At 73.0% G+C, this 14,847-nt stretch carries 14 protein-coding genes; 7 read left to right on the forward strand and 7 right to left on the reverse strand.

What is annotated here, in order from left to right; genetic code table 11:
- The first annotated feature begins 4 nt into the window (after positions 1–4).
- Positions 5–520: a GNAT family N-acetyltransferase gene (locus AAH991_RS07250; RefSeq protein WP_346224967.1), complete on the forward strand. Its 516-nt coding sequence runs from the start codon at positions 5–7 to the stop codon at positions 518–520.
- Here AAH991_RS07250 and AAH991_RS07255 read toward each other — a convergent pair.
- Together AAH991_RS07255 and AAH991_RS07260 are read right to left on the reverse strand one after the other, a co-directional pair.
- Entirely contained in the window at positions 517–1,398 is an 882-nt protein-coding gene (locus tag AAH991_RS07255) for a GNAT family N-acetyltransferase (protein ID WP_346224968.1), read from the reverse strand. The two genes, AAH991_RS07250 and AAH991_RS07255, sit on opposite strands and share 4 nt — an antisense overlap.
- A 27-nt stretch (positions 1,399–1,425) precedes the next feature.
- Positions 1,426–1,863: a MarR family winged helix-turn-helix transcriptional regulator gene (locus tag AAH991_RS07260; protein ID WP_346224969.1), complete on the reverse strand. Its 438-nt coding sequence runs from the start codon at positions 1,861–1,863 to the stop codon at positions 1,426–1,428.
- Positions 1,864–1,937: 74 nt separating this feature from the next.
- On the opposite strand from AAH991_RS07260, the gene AAH991_RS07265 reads away from it, so the two are divergent.
- From AAH991_RS07265 to AAH991_RS07285, 5 genes are all read left to right on the forward strand, one after another.
- Complete coding sequence (locus AAH991_RS07265; protein ID WP_346224970.1) at positions 1,938–2,531, forward strand: TIGR03086 family metal-binding protein; 594 nt, start codon at positions 1,938–1,940, stop codon at positions 2,529–2,531.
- A gap of 139 nt (positions 2,532–2,670) precedes the next feature.
- Positions 2,671–3,105 (forward strand): nuclear transport factor 2 family protein, encoded by a 435-nt coding sequence (locus tag AAH991_RS07270; RefSeq protein WP_346224971.1) that lies wholly within the window; start codon positions 2,671–2,673, stop codon positions 3,103–3,105.
- 90 nt (positions 3,106–3,195) lie between these two features.
- On the forward strand, positions 3,196–3,795 hold the full coding sequence (locus AAH991_RS07275) for an RNA polymerase sigma factor (protein ID WP_346224972.1): 600 nt from the start codon (positions 3,196–3,198) through the stop codon (positions 3,793–3,795).
- Complete coding sequence (locus AAH991_RS07280; protein ID WP_346224973.1) at positions 3,788–4,753, forward strand: CU044_5270 family protein; 966 nt, start codon at positions 3,788–3,790, stop codon at positions 4,751–4,753. The genes AAH991_RS07275 and AAH991_RS07280 overlap by 8 nt, the downstream gene beginning before the upstream one ends.
- A gap of 223 nt (positions 4,754–4,976) precedes the next feature.
- Positions 4,977–6,794: a glycoside hydrolase family 6 protein gene (locus AAH991_RS07285; protein ID WP_346224974.1), complete on the forward strand. Its 1,818-nt coding sequence runs from the start codon at positions 4,977–4,979 to the stop codon at positions 6,792–6,794.
- A 63-nt stretch (positions 6,795–6,857) separates the two neighbouring features.
- On the opposite strand, the gene AAH991_RS07290 is transcribed toward AAH991_RS07285, so the two are convergent.
- Complete coding sequence (locus AAH991_RS07290) at positions 6,858–8,255, reverse strand: amidohydrolase family protein (RefSeq protein WP_346224975.1); 1,398 nt, start codon at positions 8,253–8,255, stop codon at positions 6,858–6,860.
- Positions 8,256–8,563: 308 nt separating this feature from the next.
- On the opposite strand from AAH991_RS07290, the gene AAH991_RS07295 reads away from it, so the two are divergent.
- On the forward strand, positions 8,564–9,391 hold the full coding sequence (locus AAH991_RS07295; protein ID WP_346224976.1) for a helix-turn-helix domain-containing protein: 828 nt from the start codon (positions 8,564–8,566) through the stop codon (positions 9,389–9,391).
- Here AAH991_RS07295 and AAH991_RS07300 read toward each other — a convergent pair.
- The 4 genes from AAH991_RS07300 to AAH991_RS07315 form a co-directional block, all read right to left on the reverse strand.
- Positions 9,388–12,069: a DUF6185 family protein gene (locus AAH991_RS07300; RefSeq protein WP_346224977.1), complete on the reverse strand. Its 2,682-nt coding sequence runs from the start codon at positions 12,067–12,069 to the stop codon at positions 9,388–9,390. The genes AAH991_RS07295 and AAH991_RS07300 overlap by 4 nt on opposite strands.
- Positions 12,070–12,178: 109 nt before the next feature.
- Positions 12,179–13,135 (reverse strand): lytic transglycosylase domain-containing protein, encoded by a 957-nt coding sequence (locus AAH991_RS07305; RefSeq protein ID WP_346224978.1) that lies wholly within the window; start codon positions 13,133–13,135, stop codon positions 12,179–12,181.
- A 90-nt stretch (positions 13,136–13,225) separates the two neighbouring features.
- Entirely contained in the window at positions 13,226–13,681 is a 456-nt protein-coding gene (locus tag AAH991_RS07310; RefSeq protein ID WP_346224979.1) for a DUF6069 family protein, read from the reverse strand.
- Between the two features lie 91 nt (positions 13,682–13,772).
- Positions 13,773–14,786 carry an RNA polymerase subunit sigma-70 gene (locus tag AAH991_RS07315; RefSeq protein WP_346224980.1) on the reverse strand — a complete coding sequence of 338 codons (1,014 nt, stop codon included), beginning with the start codon at positions 14,784–14,786 and terminating at the stop codon, positions 13,773–13,775.
- Positions 14,787–14,847: the final 61 nt, after the last annotated feature.

Genomic DNA, 14,847 nt, shown 5'->3' on the forward strand with positions numbered 1-14,847 from the left:
CACCATGACGATCTCCGGGAGGATGGTCCGCCGGGCGGAAGCGGCGGACGCCGCGGCCCTCGTCCGCCTGCGCGCCGTGATGCTGGAGGACATGGGCGCGGACACCGGGGACGAGAGCGCGCCCTGGCGGGCGGCGGCCGTGGAGTGGTTCGGGCGGCGGCTGCGCGATGCGGGGGACTTCGCCGCGTTCGTGGTGGACGACCCGGAGCTCGGGGTCGTGAGCTGCGCGGCGGGCACCTGCGACCCCCACGCGCCGGGGCCGACGAACCCGAGTGGCCTGCACGGCCACGTCTTCAACATCTGCACGGACCCGCGCCGCCGCCGTCTCGGCCTCGCGCGGGCCTGCCTCGACGCGCTGCTCGGCTGGTACCGCACCGAGACCGAGGTCCGGACGATCGACCTCAACGCCACGGCGTACGGCATCGAGCTGTACCAGTCCCTCGGCTTCGACGCGCCCCGCTACCCGGCTCTCCAGCTGCGGCTGGGCCCGCCGCTCGGGCGCGGCTTCACGGGCGGCTAGAGGTCGAACCGGTAGTGCACGGTCCGGTGCGTCGGCACGTAGCCGAGTGCCTCGTTGATGCCGCGCATGTAGGTGTTGCCGTCGGCGGTGTCGGCGAGCAGCCCGCCGAGGCCCGGGTGGCGTTCCCGGACCAGCCGGATCGTCTCGGCCTTCATCCAGCGGCCGAGGCCGCGTCCGCGATGCTCGGGAAGGACGCCGGTGCCGTAGTGCTGCCCGTCGCCCGTCCCGTCGCCGGGGACCACCAGCTCGGTGAAGCCCGCGATCGTCCCGGCGGCCTCGTCGACCGCCGCGACGGTGTGCAGGAGGTCGCCGCGCCGCGCGACCGCCTCCGCGGCGGCCCGGACCCGGCCGACGTCCCAGGGCGCCGGCCTGTAGTCGAGGCCGTCCATCGGCATGTCGTCCATCGCGCGGCGGGACGCGGCGAAGGTCTCGGCCAGTTCGTCCGGGACGACGCCCTCCCAGGAGACCAGCCGATATCCGGGATGCGGCTCCGCGAGGGCCGCGGCGAGGACGGCCTGATCGACGTCGGCCGGCGCCAGCCGGGTGAACGTCAGGCCCAGTGCCGCGCGGAACCCCCGCGCGGCCAGGAACGCCTCCCCGGGAGCGCCGGCCGCCACCTCCGCGGTGACACACTGCCGGCCCTCCTCACGCGCCGCCGTCAGGGCCGCGGCGAGCAGGCGCGAGCCCACCCCGGCGCGGCGCTCGGCCGGGTGGACGTGCAGGTCGAGCTCGGCGAGATGCTCACGCCCCGCGGTGGTGAACAGGCGCAGGTACGCCGATCCGGCGGGCACGCCGTCGGATCGGGAGGCCAGCCAGGCCAGCCGCCGGCTCGACGCGCCGGATTGGGGATCGACCAGATGGGTCAGAAGGAAAGACACGGGCGCATACCGTAACCATCGGCCCGCTCACGGTTCAATGGGATTTACCTGGTCCAGGGCCGACAGGACCCGCAGCGCCCGCAGGAACGCCTCCCTGTCTCCGGCCGGCAGCCGGGCGAGCAGCGCCTCCTCCATCCGGCGGATGCCCGCCCGAGCGCCGTCCCGCACGCGCCGGCCCTCGGGCGTGATGGACAGCAGCCGGACACGGCGGTCGCCCGGATCCGGGCTGCGCTCGATCAGCCCCCTGCGCTGGAGGTCGTCCAGGACGCGGATGATGCGCGTCTTGTCCGCGCCGATCGACTCCGCCAGCGCGGCCTGCGTGCGCACCGGCCGATCGTCCAGGCCGAGCAGCACGGCGTACGCCCACATGGACAGGCCGTGCTCGCGCAGGATCGGCGTCTCGGCGGCGATCAGCGCCCTGGTGAGGGGGACGGTCATCGCGGCGAGGTCGGGGCGGTCGGGCATGCCCCACAGCTTAAGGATCGACAATTTATAAGCATGTGCATATGATCTGCCGGAGCTTACCGATTGGAGGAGAGATGGATATCCGGGCATTTGACCGCCGGGCCGTGCGGGCGAGCGTCGAGATGGTCGCCAAGGTGCGTCCGGACGACCTGGGACGCCCGACGCCCTGCGCGGACTGGAACCTGGCCGGCCTGCTCGCGCACATGACCGCCCAGCACCACGGCTTCGCCGCCGCGGCGGAGGGCCGTGGAGCCGACCCGGACGCGTGGCGGGCGCCGCCCGCCCCCGACCCCGTCCGCGCCTACGCCGCGGCGGCCGAGCGTGTCACCGCCGCGTTCGCGGCCGAAGGGGTGCTGGACCGCGGGTTCGTCCTGCCCGAGGTGGGAGTGGACGCGCCGTTCCCGGCCGTGCAGGCGATCGGTTTCCACTTCATCGACTACCTGGTCCACGGGTGGGACGTCGCCCGCGCACTCGGGATCGACTACGTCCCGGACCCGGACCTGGCCGAGGCCGCGTGGCCGATCGCCCTGGCGGTGCCGGACGGCGGCTACCGCCGAAGGCCCGGCGCCGCGTTCGCGCCGAGCCTGCCCGCCCCACCGGGGACCAGCCGCTTCGACCAGGTCCTCGCCCGGCTCGGCAGGACTCCCGTCCACGGAGCACCTCAGTAAAGGCCACCGGCTCACGCGACCCACTGAGAGCCGTGTGAGCTGGGTTATCGTGAAAATGCCGCCCATGGCCGGACGCTGTCATGCCGGTCACGGTGCGGGCGCACCATACGGCCGCTCTCGTCGGGGAAGGGAACGTCCGATGTCCGAAGTGCTCCGTGCCGTGGACAGGCTGAGACAGGCCATCAACCGCCACGACCTCGACGCCCTGGCGCAGTGCTTCGACGAGCGGGCCGTTCTCGTGGCCCCGGACGGCATCGCCGAGAGCAGGGAGGAGATCGCCTCCTATTACAGCCAATGGCTGGAGGCGTACCCCAACATGGTGATCACGCCGCAGTCGGTGACCATGTTCGGAGACACCGTGGCGGCGGAGTTCACGATCAGCGGCACGCACAAAGGGCCGCTCCTCTTCCCCGGCGGGGACGTTCTCGAGGCGACCGGGCGGCCCATCCTCCTGCGATCGTGCAGTTTCTCCACCGTGGAGGATGGGCTGATCCTCAGTCACCGGCTCTTCTACGACCAGCTGGAGGTGGCGTCCCAGATCGGCGGCTGCCTCTGCTTCAGCGACCGCCCGTAACCGGCCTTCGCGGGGAAGGCTTCACCCGTCCGCGAACTCTTTGCCCCGCAGCGGGTGAAAGCGGGTAGCCGGATGGATGGAGCCCCCCACGTGATCCCCGAAGCACCGCCCGACCGCGTCGACGACGCCGAGCTGATCCAGCGGTCCCGGCGCGACCCCGAGGCCTTCGCGGACCTGTTCGACCGGCACGCCTCCGCTCTGCACCGGTACGTCGCCCGCCGCCTGGGCGCGTCCCTCGCCGACGACGTCGTCTCCGACACGTTCCTGGCCGCCTTCCGCAAGCGCGAGCACTACGACCCGGCCCAGCCCGACGCGCGCCCGTGGCTGTACGGCATCGCCGCGAACCTCATCGGGCGGCACCGCCGTACCGAGATCCGGTTCTACCGGGCGCTGGCGAGGACGGGGGTGGACGAGGTCGCCGAGCCGTACGCCGACCGCGTGGAGCAGCGGGTGTCCGCGCAGAGCGCGCAGCGCGGGCTGGCGAAGGCGCTGGCCGGGCTGTCGGCGGGCGACCGCGACGTACTGCTGCTGGTCGCGTGGGCCGACCTCACCTACGAGGAGGTCGCCAGGGCCCTGAACATACCGGTGGGGACCGTGCGATCGCGATTACACCGGGCGCGGGCGAAGACCCGCGCGGCACTCGGCGGCGACGACCCCAGCGCGACAAGTGAGGAGCCTTCCCATGGATGACCTGCGACTGCTCCGTGAGATGCGCGCCGAGGTGCCGGACCCGGGCCCCGAATGGCTCGTCCCGGCCAGGGCGCGGCTGCTGCGCGGTGTCCGCGCGTCGCGTCTCCCCCGGTTCGGCCGCAGGCTGCTGCTCGCCGGGGCCCTCGGCGGCGCCGCGTCCGTCGTGATCGCGACCCGGCCGCACGAGCCCGGCGGGGTCGCGCGGCCGGCGACCATACGACTCGACTCCGCGAGCGTGCTGCGGCAGGCGGCCGAGGTCGCCGAGTCGCGGCCGCGACCGGCCGTCCCCCGGCCGGACCAGTGGCACTACACCAGGACGCTGGACAAGCAGGCCAACGACGATTCCGGCACGACGCGGGAAGGCTGGATGCGCTACGACGGAAAGCAGACCGCCGGCTACGGAGAGGACGGCCGGATGCATGTCAGCGACGTGCCGCCGGACCCCGGCGACGACGACCTGTCCCCCCAGCAGTACGACGCGAAGCTGCGCCGGCTCCCCACGGACCCGGACGACCTGCTGGCCCACGTCGGCGGCGACCGGCACTGGATCGACCTGCCGGTCGAGGAGGGGGTGAGGAAGAACGCCGAGCCCCCGGACGCGCGGGCCTTCCGTGTGATCTTCCTGTATCTCGAACGGCACGTGGTCATGCCGCCGAAGCTGGAGGGCGCGATGTTCCGGGCACTGATGAGGATCCCCCGTGTCGTGGTCGACAAGGACGTCGCGGACGCGGCCGGACGGCGCGGCCTCGGGGTCCGCTTCGACTGGGGCGGCGATCCGGGCACCCTGAGCTACCACATCCTCGACCCCCGCACCTACCGCTACCTCGGCAGCCGGATGGTGTGGCTGCGCGACCAGTACTTCGAGGGTGATCCCGAGCCGGCGTTCCGAGCGGGGTCGGTGTGGGCGACCGCCCTGCTCGCCTCCGGCATCGTGGACCGGCCCGGCCTGCGGCTCTGAATATTTCACCGCAGTCGGACGCCGCCCGCGGATCCCGTACGACGTTTCGCGAGGTGCCATACGGTTCCCGCATTTCTGCCGCGGAAAGGGACATTTCCACTTCGGCGATTCGTGTACATGAGCCGGGCGATTGCCGAGTCTGGGAGCGTCGGCGCCCGTGCGTACACCGGAGACGGGCGCCGCATGCCGGAACCTGTCACCACGCCCCTGGAGACGATCGCCTATGCGCTTCGGCCACCATCGTTCCGTCCGCAGGATCCTGACGGCCGTCGCAGCGGTCGTCCCCGCCGCGGCGCTGGCCGTGGCGGGACCGGTCCTGGGCACGACATCCGCCGACGCCGCGGTCACGTGCCGGGTGACCTACACGAGCACCCAGTGGGGAACGGGTTCGGGCGGCTTCACGGCCGCCGTCTCCGTGAAGAACAGCGGTGATCCGATCGCGGACTGGACGCTGACCTTCACCTTCCCGGGCTCCCAGCGGGTCACGCAGGGCTGGTCGGCCCAGTGGAGCCAGTCCGGCGCCCGGGTCACGGCCAAGAGCGAGCCGTGGAACCGGTCCGTCGCCTCGGGCGGCTCCTTCCAGATCGGCTTCAACGGCACCTGGACCGGGAGCAACCCGACGCCCACGGACTTCGCCGTCAACGGCGTGCCCTGCCAGGTGGCGGGCACCTCGCCGAGCCCGTCACCGAGCCCGTCCGCCGGCCCCGGCACGAGCCCGAGCCCGAGCCCGAATGTCAGTCCCAGCGTCGAGCCGAGCCCGGACGTGCCGGTGGACAACCCGTTCACCGGCGTCAAGGGGTACGTCGACCCGGGCTGGGCTGCCGACGTCGAGTCCTCCGCCGTGAAGGTGGACGACGCGACCGCGCAGAAGATCCGCGGCCTGAAGACGACGCCCACCGCGGTCTGGCTGGACCGGATCGCGGACGTCACCGGCGGCGCCGGGGTCACCCGTACGCTGAAGGACCACCTCGACACCGCCGTCGAGCAGGGGGCCGGCTACATCACGCTCGTGCTCCACAACCTGCCGGACCGCGACTGCCGGTCGCGGGTCTCCAATGCCGAGCTGCACGAGCAGGACAACGGCCTCAACCGCTACAAGACCGAGTACGTCGACGCCATCGCCGCCCTCCTGGCCAAGCCGCAGTACCGGAACCTGCGCGTCGCGGCCGTCATCGAACCGCGGGCCCTGATCGACCTCATCGTGGGCGGCGCGTCGGGCATCTTCCCGTGTAACCAGGCGGCGGCGTCGGGCGCGTACGTGACGGGCATCCGGTATGCCCTCGACAAGCTGGCGCCCCTGCACAACGTCTACACGTACCTGGACGCGGGCAGCGCGGGATGGGCCGGCTGGGAGACGAACTTCACGGCGCTCACGGCCCTGGTCACCGACACCGTGCGCGGCACGACAGGCGGCCTCAACAGCCTCGACGGCATCGCCACGAACGTCGGGGACTACGTCCCCCTCGAGGAGCCGTTCCTCACGGACCCCTATCAGACCGTGAACGGCCAGCCGATCCTCCAGAGCAGGTTCATCGACTGGAATCCCTACCTGAACGAGCGGAGCTACGCCGTCGCGATGCGCGCCGCCCTGCTCGCCAAGGGCTTCCCCGGCTCGCTCGGCGTGGTCGTCGACACCTCCCGCAACGGCTGGGGCGGGCCCGCCCGGCCGACGGCCGCGAGCACCTCCGGCCAGGTCAACACGTATGTGGACGAGAGCCGCGTCGACCGGCGTCCGTCGCGGGGCGCCGAGTGCAACCAGAAGGGCGCGGGGCTGGGGGCCCGGCCGGTCGCGGCGCCCGCTCCCGGCGTCGACGCCTACCTGTGGATCAAGCGGCCGGGCGAGTCGGACGGCGCCGGCGGGCCGGTCCTGCCCGAGGGCTCCGACCGGCTGATCGACCACCGGTGCGACCCCAACGGCTCCCTCACCCCCGGTACGGACGGTATCCGGCCGACCGGCGCCCTCCCCGACGCGCCGCTGATCGGCGACTGGCACCACGAGCAGTTCGTGATGCTGGTGGACAACGCCTACCCCGCGCTCTGAGGCCGTGCCGCGGCTCCGGCGCCCGGCGCCGGAGCCGCGCTCACTCCGCCCCGGCCGAGGCGTTCACAGGCTCGCCACCCGTCGGGTGATGTCGTCCCGGGAACGGACGACCTCGTCGCGGAGGGCGTCGATGTCCTCGCCGACCAGGGAACCCGCCCACTTGCGCGCGTTCCCGGCGACCAGGACGGCGTCGATGTTGCGCGCGTCCGAGCCGAGCACCAGGGTGCCGACCGCGTCGTTGAGGGGCATGTTGTTGATGTCGTCGGCGCGGACGACGAGGATGTCGGCCTCTTTGCCCGGACTGAGAGAACCCGTCACGTCCCCGAGGCCGTTGGCCTCGGCGCCCCGCAGGGTGGCGAAGTCGAGGACGTCGCGTGTGGTGATCTTGTCGTGGGTCTCCTCGGTGCCGTAGGCGGCATTGGTGGCGCGCATCCGCTGGATGGCGTGGAGGGCTCGCATCTGGGTGAACATGTCGCTGGCGAGCGCGACCTCCACGTCGATGCCGAGACCCGGACGGATCCCGGCGGCGAGGGCCTCGTCGATGGCGGGCACGGCCGTTTCGAGACCGATCTGCGCGTCGGACGTCGGAGCGAGCGACACCGTGACGCCGGCGTCACCCATCGCGGACCAGGCGTCCCGGGTCAGCCCGGTCGAGTGGATCAGTGTGAGAGTCGGATCGAGGATCCCCATATCGGCCCAGCGCAGGATCGCGTCCGAGGAGGGAATCCCGAAGACCGCGTCGATGCTGGTCCAGACGCCGAGGTCGCGGGCGACGGCGGCGAGTTCCGGGCCGTACGCGACAGCCGGTCCCGCGATCTCGTCCGTCGACAGGGCGGCGAGCCGCAGCGTGACGAGGCCGTTCCCGGCCCCGTGGAAGTCACGCACGAGCCGGCCCATGTCCGCGGGCCACTGGCGGTCCCACTCGCCGAAGTGCGGGCCCATCGACGCGTGCACCCCACGGATTCCCGTGTCGATGAGGGCGTTGACGGCCGCGTCCGAGTGCGATGCGCTCCGGGAGTTGTGCGAGAAGTCGAGCATCGTCGTGATGCCCGAGTCGAGCGCGGTCAGAGCAGCGAGGCGGGTGCCCACGTACATGTCGTCCGGCGTGTAGCTCGGCGCGATGCCGGCGAGGGTCGACATGACGTACTCGCCGAGGTCGCGGACGTCGGGGATGCTGCGACGCAGTTGCGCCTCCCACGCGTGGCGGTGGGTGTCGACGAAACCGGGGCTGACGATCGCCCCACGAGTGTCGACGACGAGCGCCGAAGCGGCCGCGGCGGCGTGCTCCGGATCGGCGAGGAGATCGGGGCCGATCGCGACGATTCGCGAGCCGGCGAGGAGCACGTCGCCGGCGTCGAGGTCCGCGACGGCGGGGTCCATCGTGACCACGGCACCGCCGGTCAGCAGGATCGGACGCCCGCTGTCGCGTGCGGCGGCGAAATCGGCCAAGGAGGTCTTCATCAAGGTCTTCTCTCGGTATCGAGTGAGTCTCGGGAGTGGTGGCACGTGCGGCCGGGCGACGGGGGGTTCCGGCGGCTCGGGTGTGACCGCGGAGGTCACGTGCGCTCCGGACCGGCGTGGTGTCGCCGGGGGAACTCCCGGCGCATGTCAACGATCGGGGCCGGCCCGCGTCCGGACCAGGCCGGTCCGTGCCGGGGTGCGGCACGGCCCGGTTGGAGGCGGGCCAGTGAGGCGCCACAGCGCGGTGCGCGCTGCGGGGGTGCGGCACGGCCTGTTTGAGCTCGAGCATGGGACGCTAGCGTCGTCCCATGAGCTCAACCGAACTCGGCGCGTTCCTCAAAGCGCGTCGCGGCCTCGTGCAGCCGTCGGATGTCGGCATCACCGCGCAGTCGGGCCGGCGCGTCTCCGGCCTGCGACGCGAGGAGGTCGCCATGCTCGCGGGCGTCAGCGTCGACTACTACACCAGGCTCGAACAGGGCCGCGAGAGGAACCCGTCACCGGCGGTGCTCAACGCGCTGGCCGGCGCGCTCGATCTCGACGCCGACCTGCGGGAGCACGTGTTCCGGCTCGCCGGCCTGGCACCGGCGCCGCGCAGGCCGGTGCAGGACGCGGTCGACGATTCGCTCAGGGAGCTTCTCGCGGCCTGGACGCACACCCCCGCGCTGATCATCAACCGTCAGCTCGACGTCCTCGCGTACAACGACCTCGCGGGAGCCCTCTACAACGGGTTCGAGCGGATCGACAATCTCGCGCGGATGACATTCATCGACCCGTTCGGACGGCGGTTCTTCACCGACTGGGAGCGCGCGACGACGACATGCGTCGCGAATCTCCGGCTCGCCCTCGGCCACACGGGCTCGGCTGAGCACGTCCGGGCTCTCGTCGCCGAGGCCCACGCGAAGAGTGCGGAGTTCCGTCTCCTCTGGGACCGCCGCGAGGTCCGCGGCAAGACCCACGAGGCGAAGGCCTTCCGCCACCCCGACGTCGGGGATCTGCTCCTGGAGTTCAACGCCTTCGACGTACGCAGCGCACCCGGGCTCCAGCTCGTCGTGTACCAGGCGCCATCCGGCTCCCCGAGCGCCGAGAAGCTGCGGCTGCTGGGGTCCCTCGCGGTTTCCGTCGACGTCGACCGTTAATCACCCGCACGCCCCTGGAGCAGCTGCGCGTCGGCGGGGAGCGACGCCTGCGTGGAGGTGTCCACCTGTGAGGTGATGTCGATGCCGTTCCTCAGCTGGCTCCACAGGCCGAGGATGGCCGCCGCCTGCGCGACGATGAGCGCGATCCCGCTGCCCGCCGTACCGAGCCGGTAGACGACGGCCACGGGGGTGAGCCGGGACGCGAGACCACCCGGGCGGGTCTGGAGGGTCCGCGCGTCCATGAGGACGGCGACGACGGTGAGCACCAGGAACAGCAGCAGCACCCGCACGAGCGAGCCGCGCACGGGGGCCTGGCCGATGACGTTGTTCAGCACGGCGTGCGCGCCCGTCGCCGCGGCGTACGCGAGGACCGGCACGACCCCCTTGAGATAGCCGCGCCTGCCGGGCAGGCGACGCCACAGCGCGCCCAGCACGAAGCCCGCCACCGGCCAGATCAGCAGCCCGCCGATCAGGTCGCCGGCCAGGCCGTAGAACCCGTTCGGGTCGCCGAGCCGGTCGAGCCAGCCGTCTCGTCCCCGGCTGTCGGTGCTCCAGGTCGCCCAGATGAGGAACACGGCGGCGGGCGCGCCCACGTAGGACGCGTACCGCGCGGCGAGCCGCGCGTTGGCCCACCACGACACGCCCGGGCCGCGCGACAGCGCCAGGTCGAGCGGGCTGATCCCGTCCTCTCTGTCAGGGTCGAGGCCGATCTCCATCCGGAGCCCGCGGATGCGGTCGACGACCGGCCCGTTCTCCCTGTGGTAGGCGTCGTCGTCCATGTCGCCCGCGGCCCAGCGCCTCCGTAGGCCCTTCTCCCGCGCCTCCAGGTCCCGGTACTCCTCGACGATCACGGCGAGCCGCCGCCGCGACACGTCCGGGTCCGCGGCCTCGGCCCGTCGCGTCAACCGCAGCAGCAGGGGCAGCGCCGCCAGGCCGGCGAGCGCGGCGAGCGGGACGGGCATCCCCGCGTACGTGCCGGGCCACCTGATCGTGCCCACGACGAACAGGAAGACGACGAGCCAGGTGGTGAGCGGCCCGACGGTCTCCGTACGCCGCCCGTGCAGGCGCAGCAGCAGGAGAAGCAGGAGCACCACCAGCGGCCACATCAGGTACGCGACGCTCCGCAGCAGGATGAAGGGCGACTCGACCACGTCCGCCAGGCTTCCCTCGCGGACGACGACCGCGTGGGCCTCGAACGCCAGGGTCATCAGCGCCAGTCCCGGGACGCTCCAGCACAGCAGCACGCGGACGGCCCGGGGCGTCCGTCCACCCGGAATCCGGGCGGCCCGGACCGCGACCCCCCACGCCGCCCCGGTGAGCAGCAGCGCCGTCGCGACGCCCGACGCGACCACCGCGGGCTCCCCGGGGCTGGGGAAGTACCGCATGGACAGGGGCGCGTAGCCGCAGGCGACGACGAGCACCACTCCCGCGAGCACCACCGCGGCGAACACGGCGAGTCCGGAACGGGTGGGCGCCGGACGGGTGGACGCCGGACGGGTGGACGCCGGGCCGGCGCGCCGGAACCGCGTGCGCGCCCAGCGCCACGCGGCCACGCAGAGTGGCCCGACCAGGAGCGCGATCGCCGCCCCGTCCGTCAGGCCGATCAGATGGGCCAGGAAGCCCGCCTCGGTGAGCACGAGGACGACCGTGATCGCCTCCACTGTGGTGATCGCCGCCAGGACGCCGAGGACGATCCTGACAAGGGTGCGCTCGCCCCGATCGCCCGAACCCCGATCGCCCGAACCCCGATCGCCCGAACCCCGATCGCCCGAGCCCCGGTCACCCGAGCCTCGCTCACCCGAGCCTCGCTCACCCGTACGCCGCTCAGCCGTACGCCGATCCCCCGCACGCCGGTGGAGCAGCACGAGCAGCCAGGCCAGCAGCAGGTACGGCAGCGCGAAGCCGAGGTAGGTCGCGACCGTGAGCACGCTCTGCCCCCGCAGGTACACCCAGCGCTGGAACATCGCCCGCGCGGACAGCGGCACGGCGACCTCGACGCGCGGCGGGGTGGCGCCGTCCCGCCAGACATAGGTGCCGCCGGGGAGCACCTGCGACGGCAGAGGCGTCACCGTGCGCACCCGGGACTCCGGCATCTTGACGACCACGGTCCGCCAGCGTGCCCCGGCCAGCCCGGGCGGCAGGTCCACGGCCGGCGGCGCGCCGGCGGCCGAGGGCAGCAGCGCCACGAACCAGGTCCCGCCGGACTCGTGGCTCGCCCACAGTCCGGCGGACTCCCCGCTCCACCGAGGGCCGTAGTGCTCCAGGCGGGTCTCCTGCGTGCTCTGGACCACCACCTCGGCGCCGTCGTCCGAGGTCGTGACGCTCGGCGTGCCGCCGTCCGGCAGCAGGCAGCCGACCGTGCTCCCGTCGCCGCTCCCGTCGCCGCTCCCGTCGCCGCTCCCGTCGCCGCTCCCGTCGCCGAGCAGAGCGGCGGACCCCGCCCAGTCACGCGGGACGCCGACCCGCGTCGTGCTCGTCAGCACGGGAGCGTCGTGGCCGCGTTCCGTGATGGTCACGGACGTCTCCACCCACGCCGAGCGGGGAGGCCCGGACCCGCAGGCCGCCCCGTCCGCGAGCGCCCGGCCCGGGATCAGCAGGCCGAGCGCCACCACGACGAGCGTCGCCACGGCGAGGATCCCGGCCGGCTTCGTCCCCGCACCACTCGTCAGCCACCGCACAACCGGCCTCCCGTACGCGATCGATCCCCCGAAGGATGAGTCGCACCGAAAGCGGCATTGGTTACGGACGATCCCCCGAGGACCGTCCCGCCCCCGGCCTCACCTGCCGTCAGGGGCCGGTCAGGCGGCGCTCGCCCTTCGTGGTGATCACGTAGACCTGCCACGTGTAGTAGGCGTAGTAGTTCCTGATGTCCTGCTTCATCTGACGGGCGTGCAGCAGGACGGCGTCCACGTACGCCTGGGAGTGGTTGTAGGCGTACAACGCGCGCCGGTAGTCGCCGGGCGCGCCCGAGGCGTGGAGGTAGTTGGCCGCGGCGAGCAGGGCGTCGCCGGTGTCGTCGATGTCGCCGCCCATGCCGTACGCCCTCCAGGTGCCCGGCATGAACTGCATCGGCCCCCTGGCGCCCACGTAGCTGGGCGAGCGCACCCGGCCGAACTTGGTCTCGACGAGCATCACCGCCGCGAGCACCTCCCACTCGACGCCGAACCGGCGCTCGGCGCGTTTGAAGGCCGCGAGCAGGGCGTCGGCCGGCTCCGCCGGTCTGACCTTGATCTTGATCGGGCCGCTGACGGGGTGGGCGAGGGAGAGCAGGTCGCGGATGGCCGTCACGTTGTCCTTCGTCCGCGCGGCCACCGCCTTGGGCAGCTTCTCGTAGACGCGGGAGGCGGCCTTGGGATCGCGGGCGAGGTAGCGGTACACGCGCTGCTCGTACAGGGACAGCAGGACCACGGGCTCGGGCGCCTCCCCCTTCGCGGGGTCGCCCGTACGCCTCCAGTCGTCGATCGCGTCGCGCAGTCGTCCGGTCGTGCGGCTGAGGGCCTCGGCCAGCCGTGCGGGGTCCTTCGGAACCGCCTCGTCCGGGGCGGGCAGGTCCCGTGCGGACGGCTCCGGCGCGGGGCTCGCCGGGGACGCCGGCGCGGGCGGGGACAGGCGCTCGCGCGGAGCGACCGAGGCGGCCTCCCCCGCCGAGCCGCCGCAGCCCGAGAGCGGGACGACCACGGCGGCGAGCACGGCGGCCAGCACCCGGCGGCGCGGCGGTGGGATCACAGCAGGCTGATCGTTCATCGTCACCAACGTATGCCCAGCGGTGACGATCCCATGAGCCTTTCCCGGCCTCCCGCCCCTCGTGCCGCGCGTCGTCCCGTCGCGGGCTCGTCAACCGGTCCGGGCGCGCAGGCTCCGCGCCAGGGTGACGATCATCAGCGTCGCGGGGACGAGGTGCAGTCCGAGGAGGGCGATGGTGGTGGCGGTGTTCGCCCCGGAGAGGAGCGGCGGGACCAGCGAGATCGCGGTCAGCGACACCGCGGTCCACACGAATCGCCCGGCGGGGCGGGTGCTCCAGCGGAGAAGAGCGACGGCGATGACGATGCCCACGACCGAGAAGAAGCCGGTCACCACGGCGAACCCGGGCAACGGGATCGTCTCGCCGCCATCGGGGATCGCGAAGTCGACGCCGGCGGCCCGGGCGAGCGCGGCGGCGAGGGTGGTGGCCGCCATCGCCGCGAGCGTGGCGACGAGGCCGGTGCCGGCGAGCCCGCGGAGCCGGTGGGTGTGGCGGGTCCGGCCCGATGCCGGGCCTGCGACGACCCCGGTGTCGTTCGTGCTGTTCATGTCGTCCTCCATCGTTCGGTGGCTGTCGTTCGGCGGCTGGAGCAGGGGTGGGTCGACCCGCGTGTGACGGTGCCGGTCCCGGGGGTGCCCACTACTCCGTGCCGTCCGCCGGCAGGCGCTCGGGCAGCCCGAGCCGCGGGAACCGGTCGGCGTGGAAGATGAAGATCTCGGTGATCGCCCCGCCGGTGACGCGCAGGACGTCGATCGTCAGCGGCAGGTACGCGCCCTCCCGCTTGCGCCACTGGTAGAAGGCGACGGCGGGCTGCCGGTTCACGGCGGTGGGGACGGCGCGCAGGTGCTTCATGCCTTCGAAGCCGCTCTCGACCCAGTCGTTCACCACCGCGTCCCGGCCGGCGCACAGACCCGGCGTGGGCGGCATCGAGCAGCGGACGTCGTCCCGCAGCAGTGCGGCGAGCCCGTCGATGTCCGTGGCCACGCTGGCGTCGGTGAAGCGGCGCACCAGCTCACGCGTCCCGGCGTCCTCCTCGCCGCCGGTCCAGTCCTGCCGCTCGGCGGGCAGGTGCTCCCGCATGCCGGCGCGGGCCCGCTGCAGCGCGCTGTTCACGGAGTTGACGGAGTCCCCGAGGAGCTCCCCGACGTCCTTCGCCGGCCAGCCGAGCACGTCCCGCAGGATCAGCACGGCCCGCGGGCGCGGCGCGAGGTGCTGGACCGCGACCAGGTACGCCAGCTCGATCGTCTCCCGTGCGACGGCGACGGTCTCCGGCTCGTCCGCGTCGCCCGCGGGCAGCTCGTCGAGCAGCCGGTCCGGGTAGGGCTGCAGCCACGGCACCTCGCCGCCGGTCGCGGGCTCCGGGCGGCACCTGGCGAGCAGGTCCAGGCAGGCGTTGGTGGCGATCCGGTACAGCCAGGCCCGGAACGTCGACCGCCCCTCGAAGGTCTCCCGCCGCCGCCAGGCACGCAGGAACGTCTCCTGCACGGTGTCCTCGGCGTCCTCGAACGACCCGAGCATCCGGTAGCAGTGCACGTGCAGCTCCCGCCGGTGCCGCTCCGCCAGCCCCGAGAACGCCGGCTCGTCGAGCTCTCCCAGACCGCTCACGCCCAGACCGCTCACGCCCAGCTCCTCCAGCCGCGTGTCCGCACTCATCACGTCATCCTTCCGCCTCGTCGTGTCCCGTCGTAGGTGTGACGGGTGCGGGCCCGGCAAC

Source organism: Microbispora sp. ZYX-F-249 (assembly GCF_039649665.1).
Lineage (GTDB): Bacteria > Actinomycetota > Actinomycetes > Streptosporangiales > Streptosporangiaceae > Microbispora > Microbispora maris.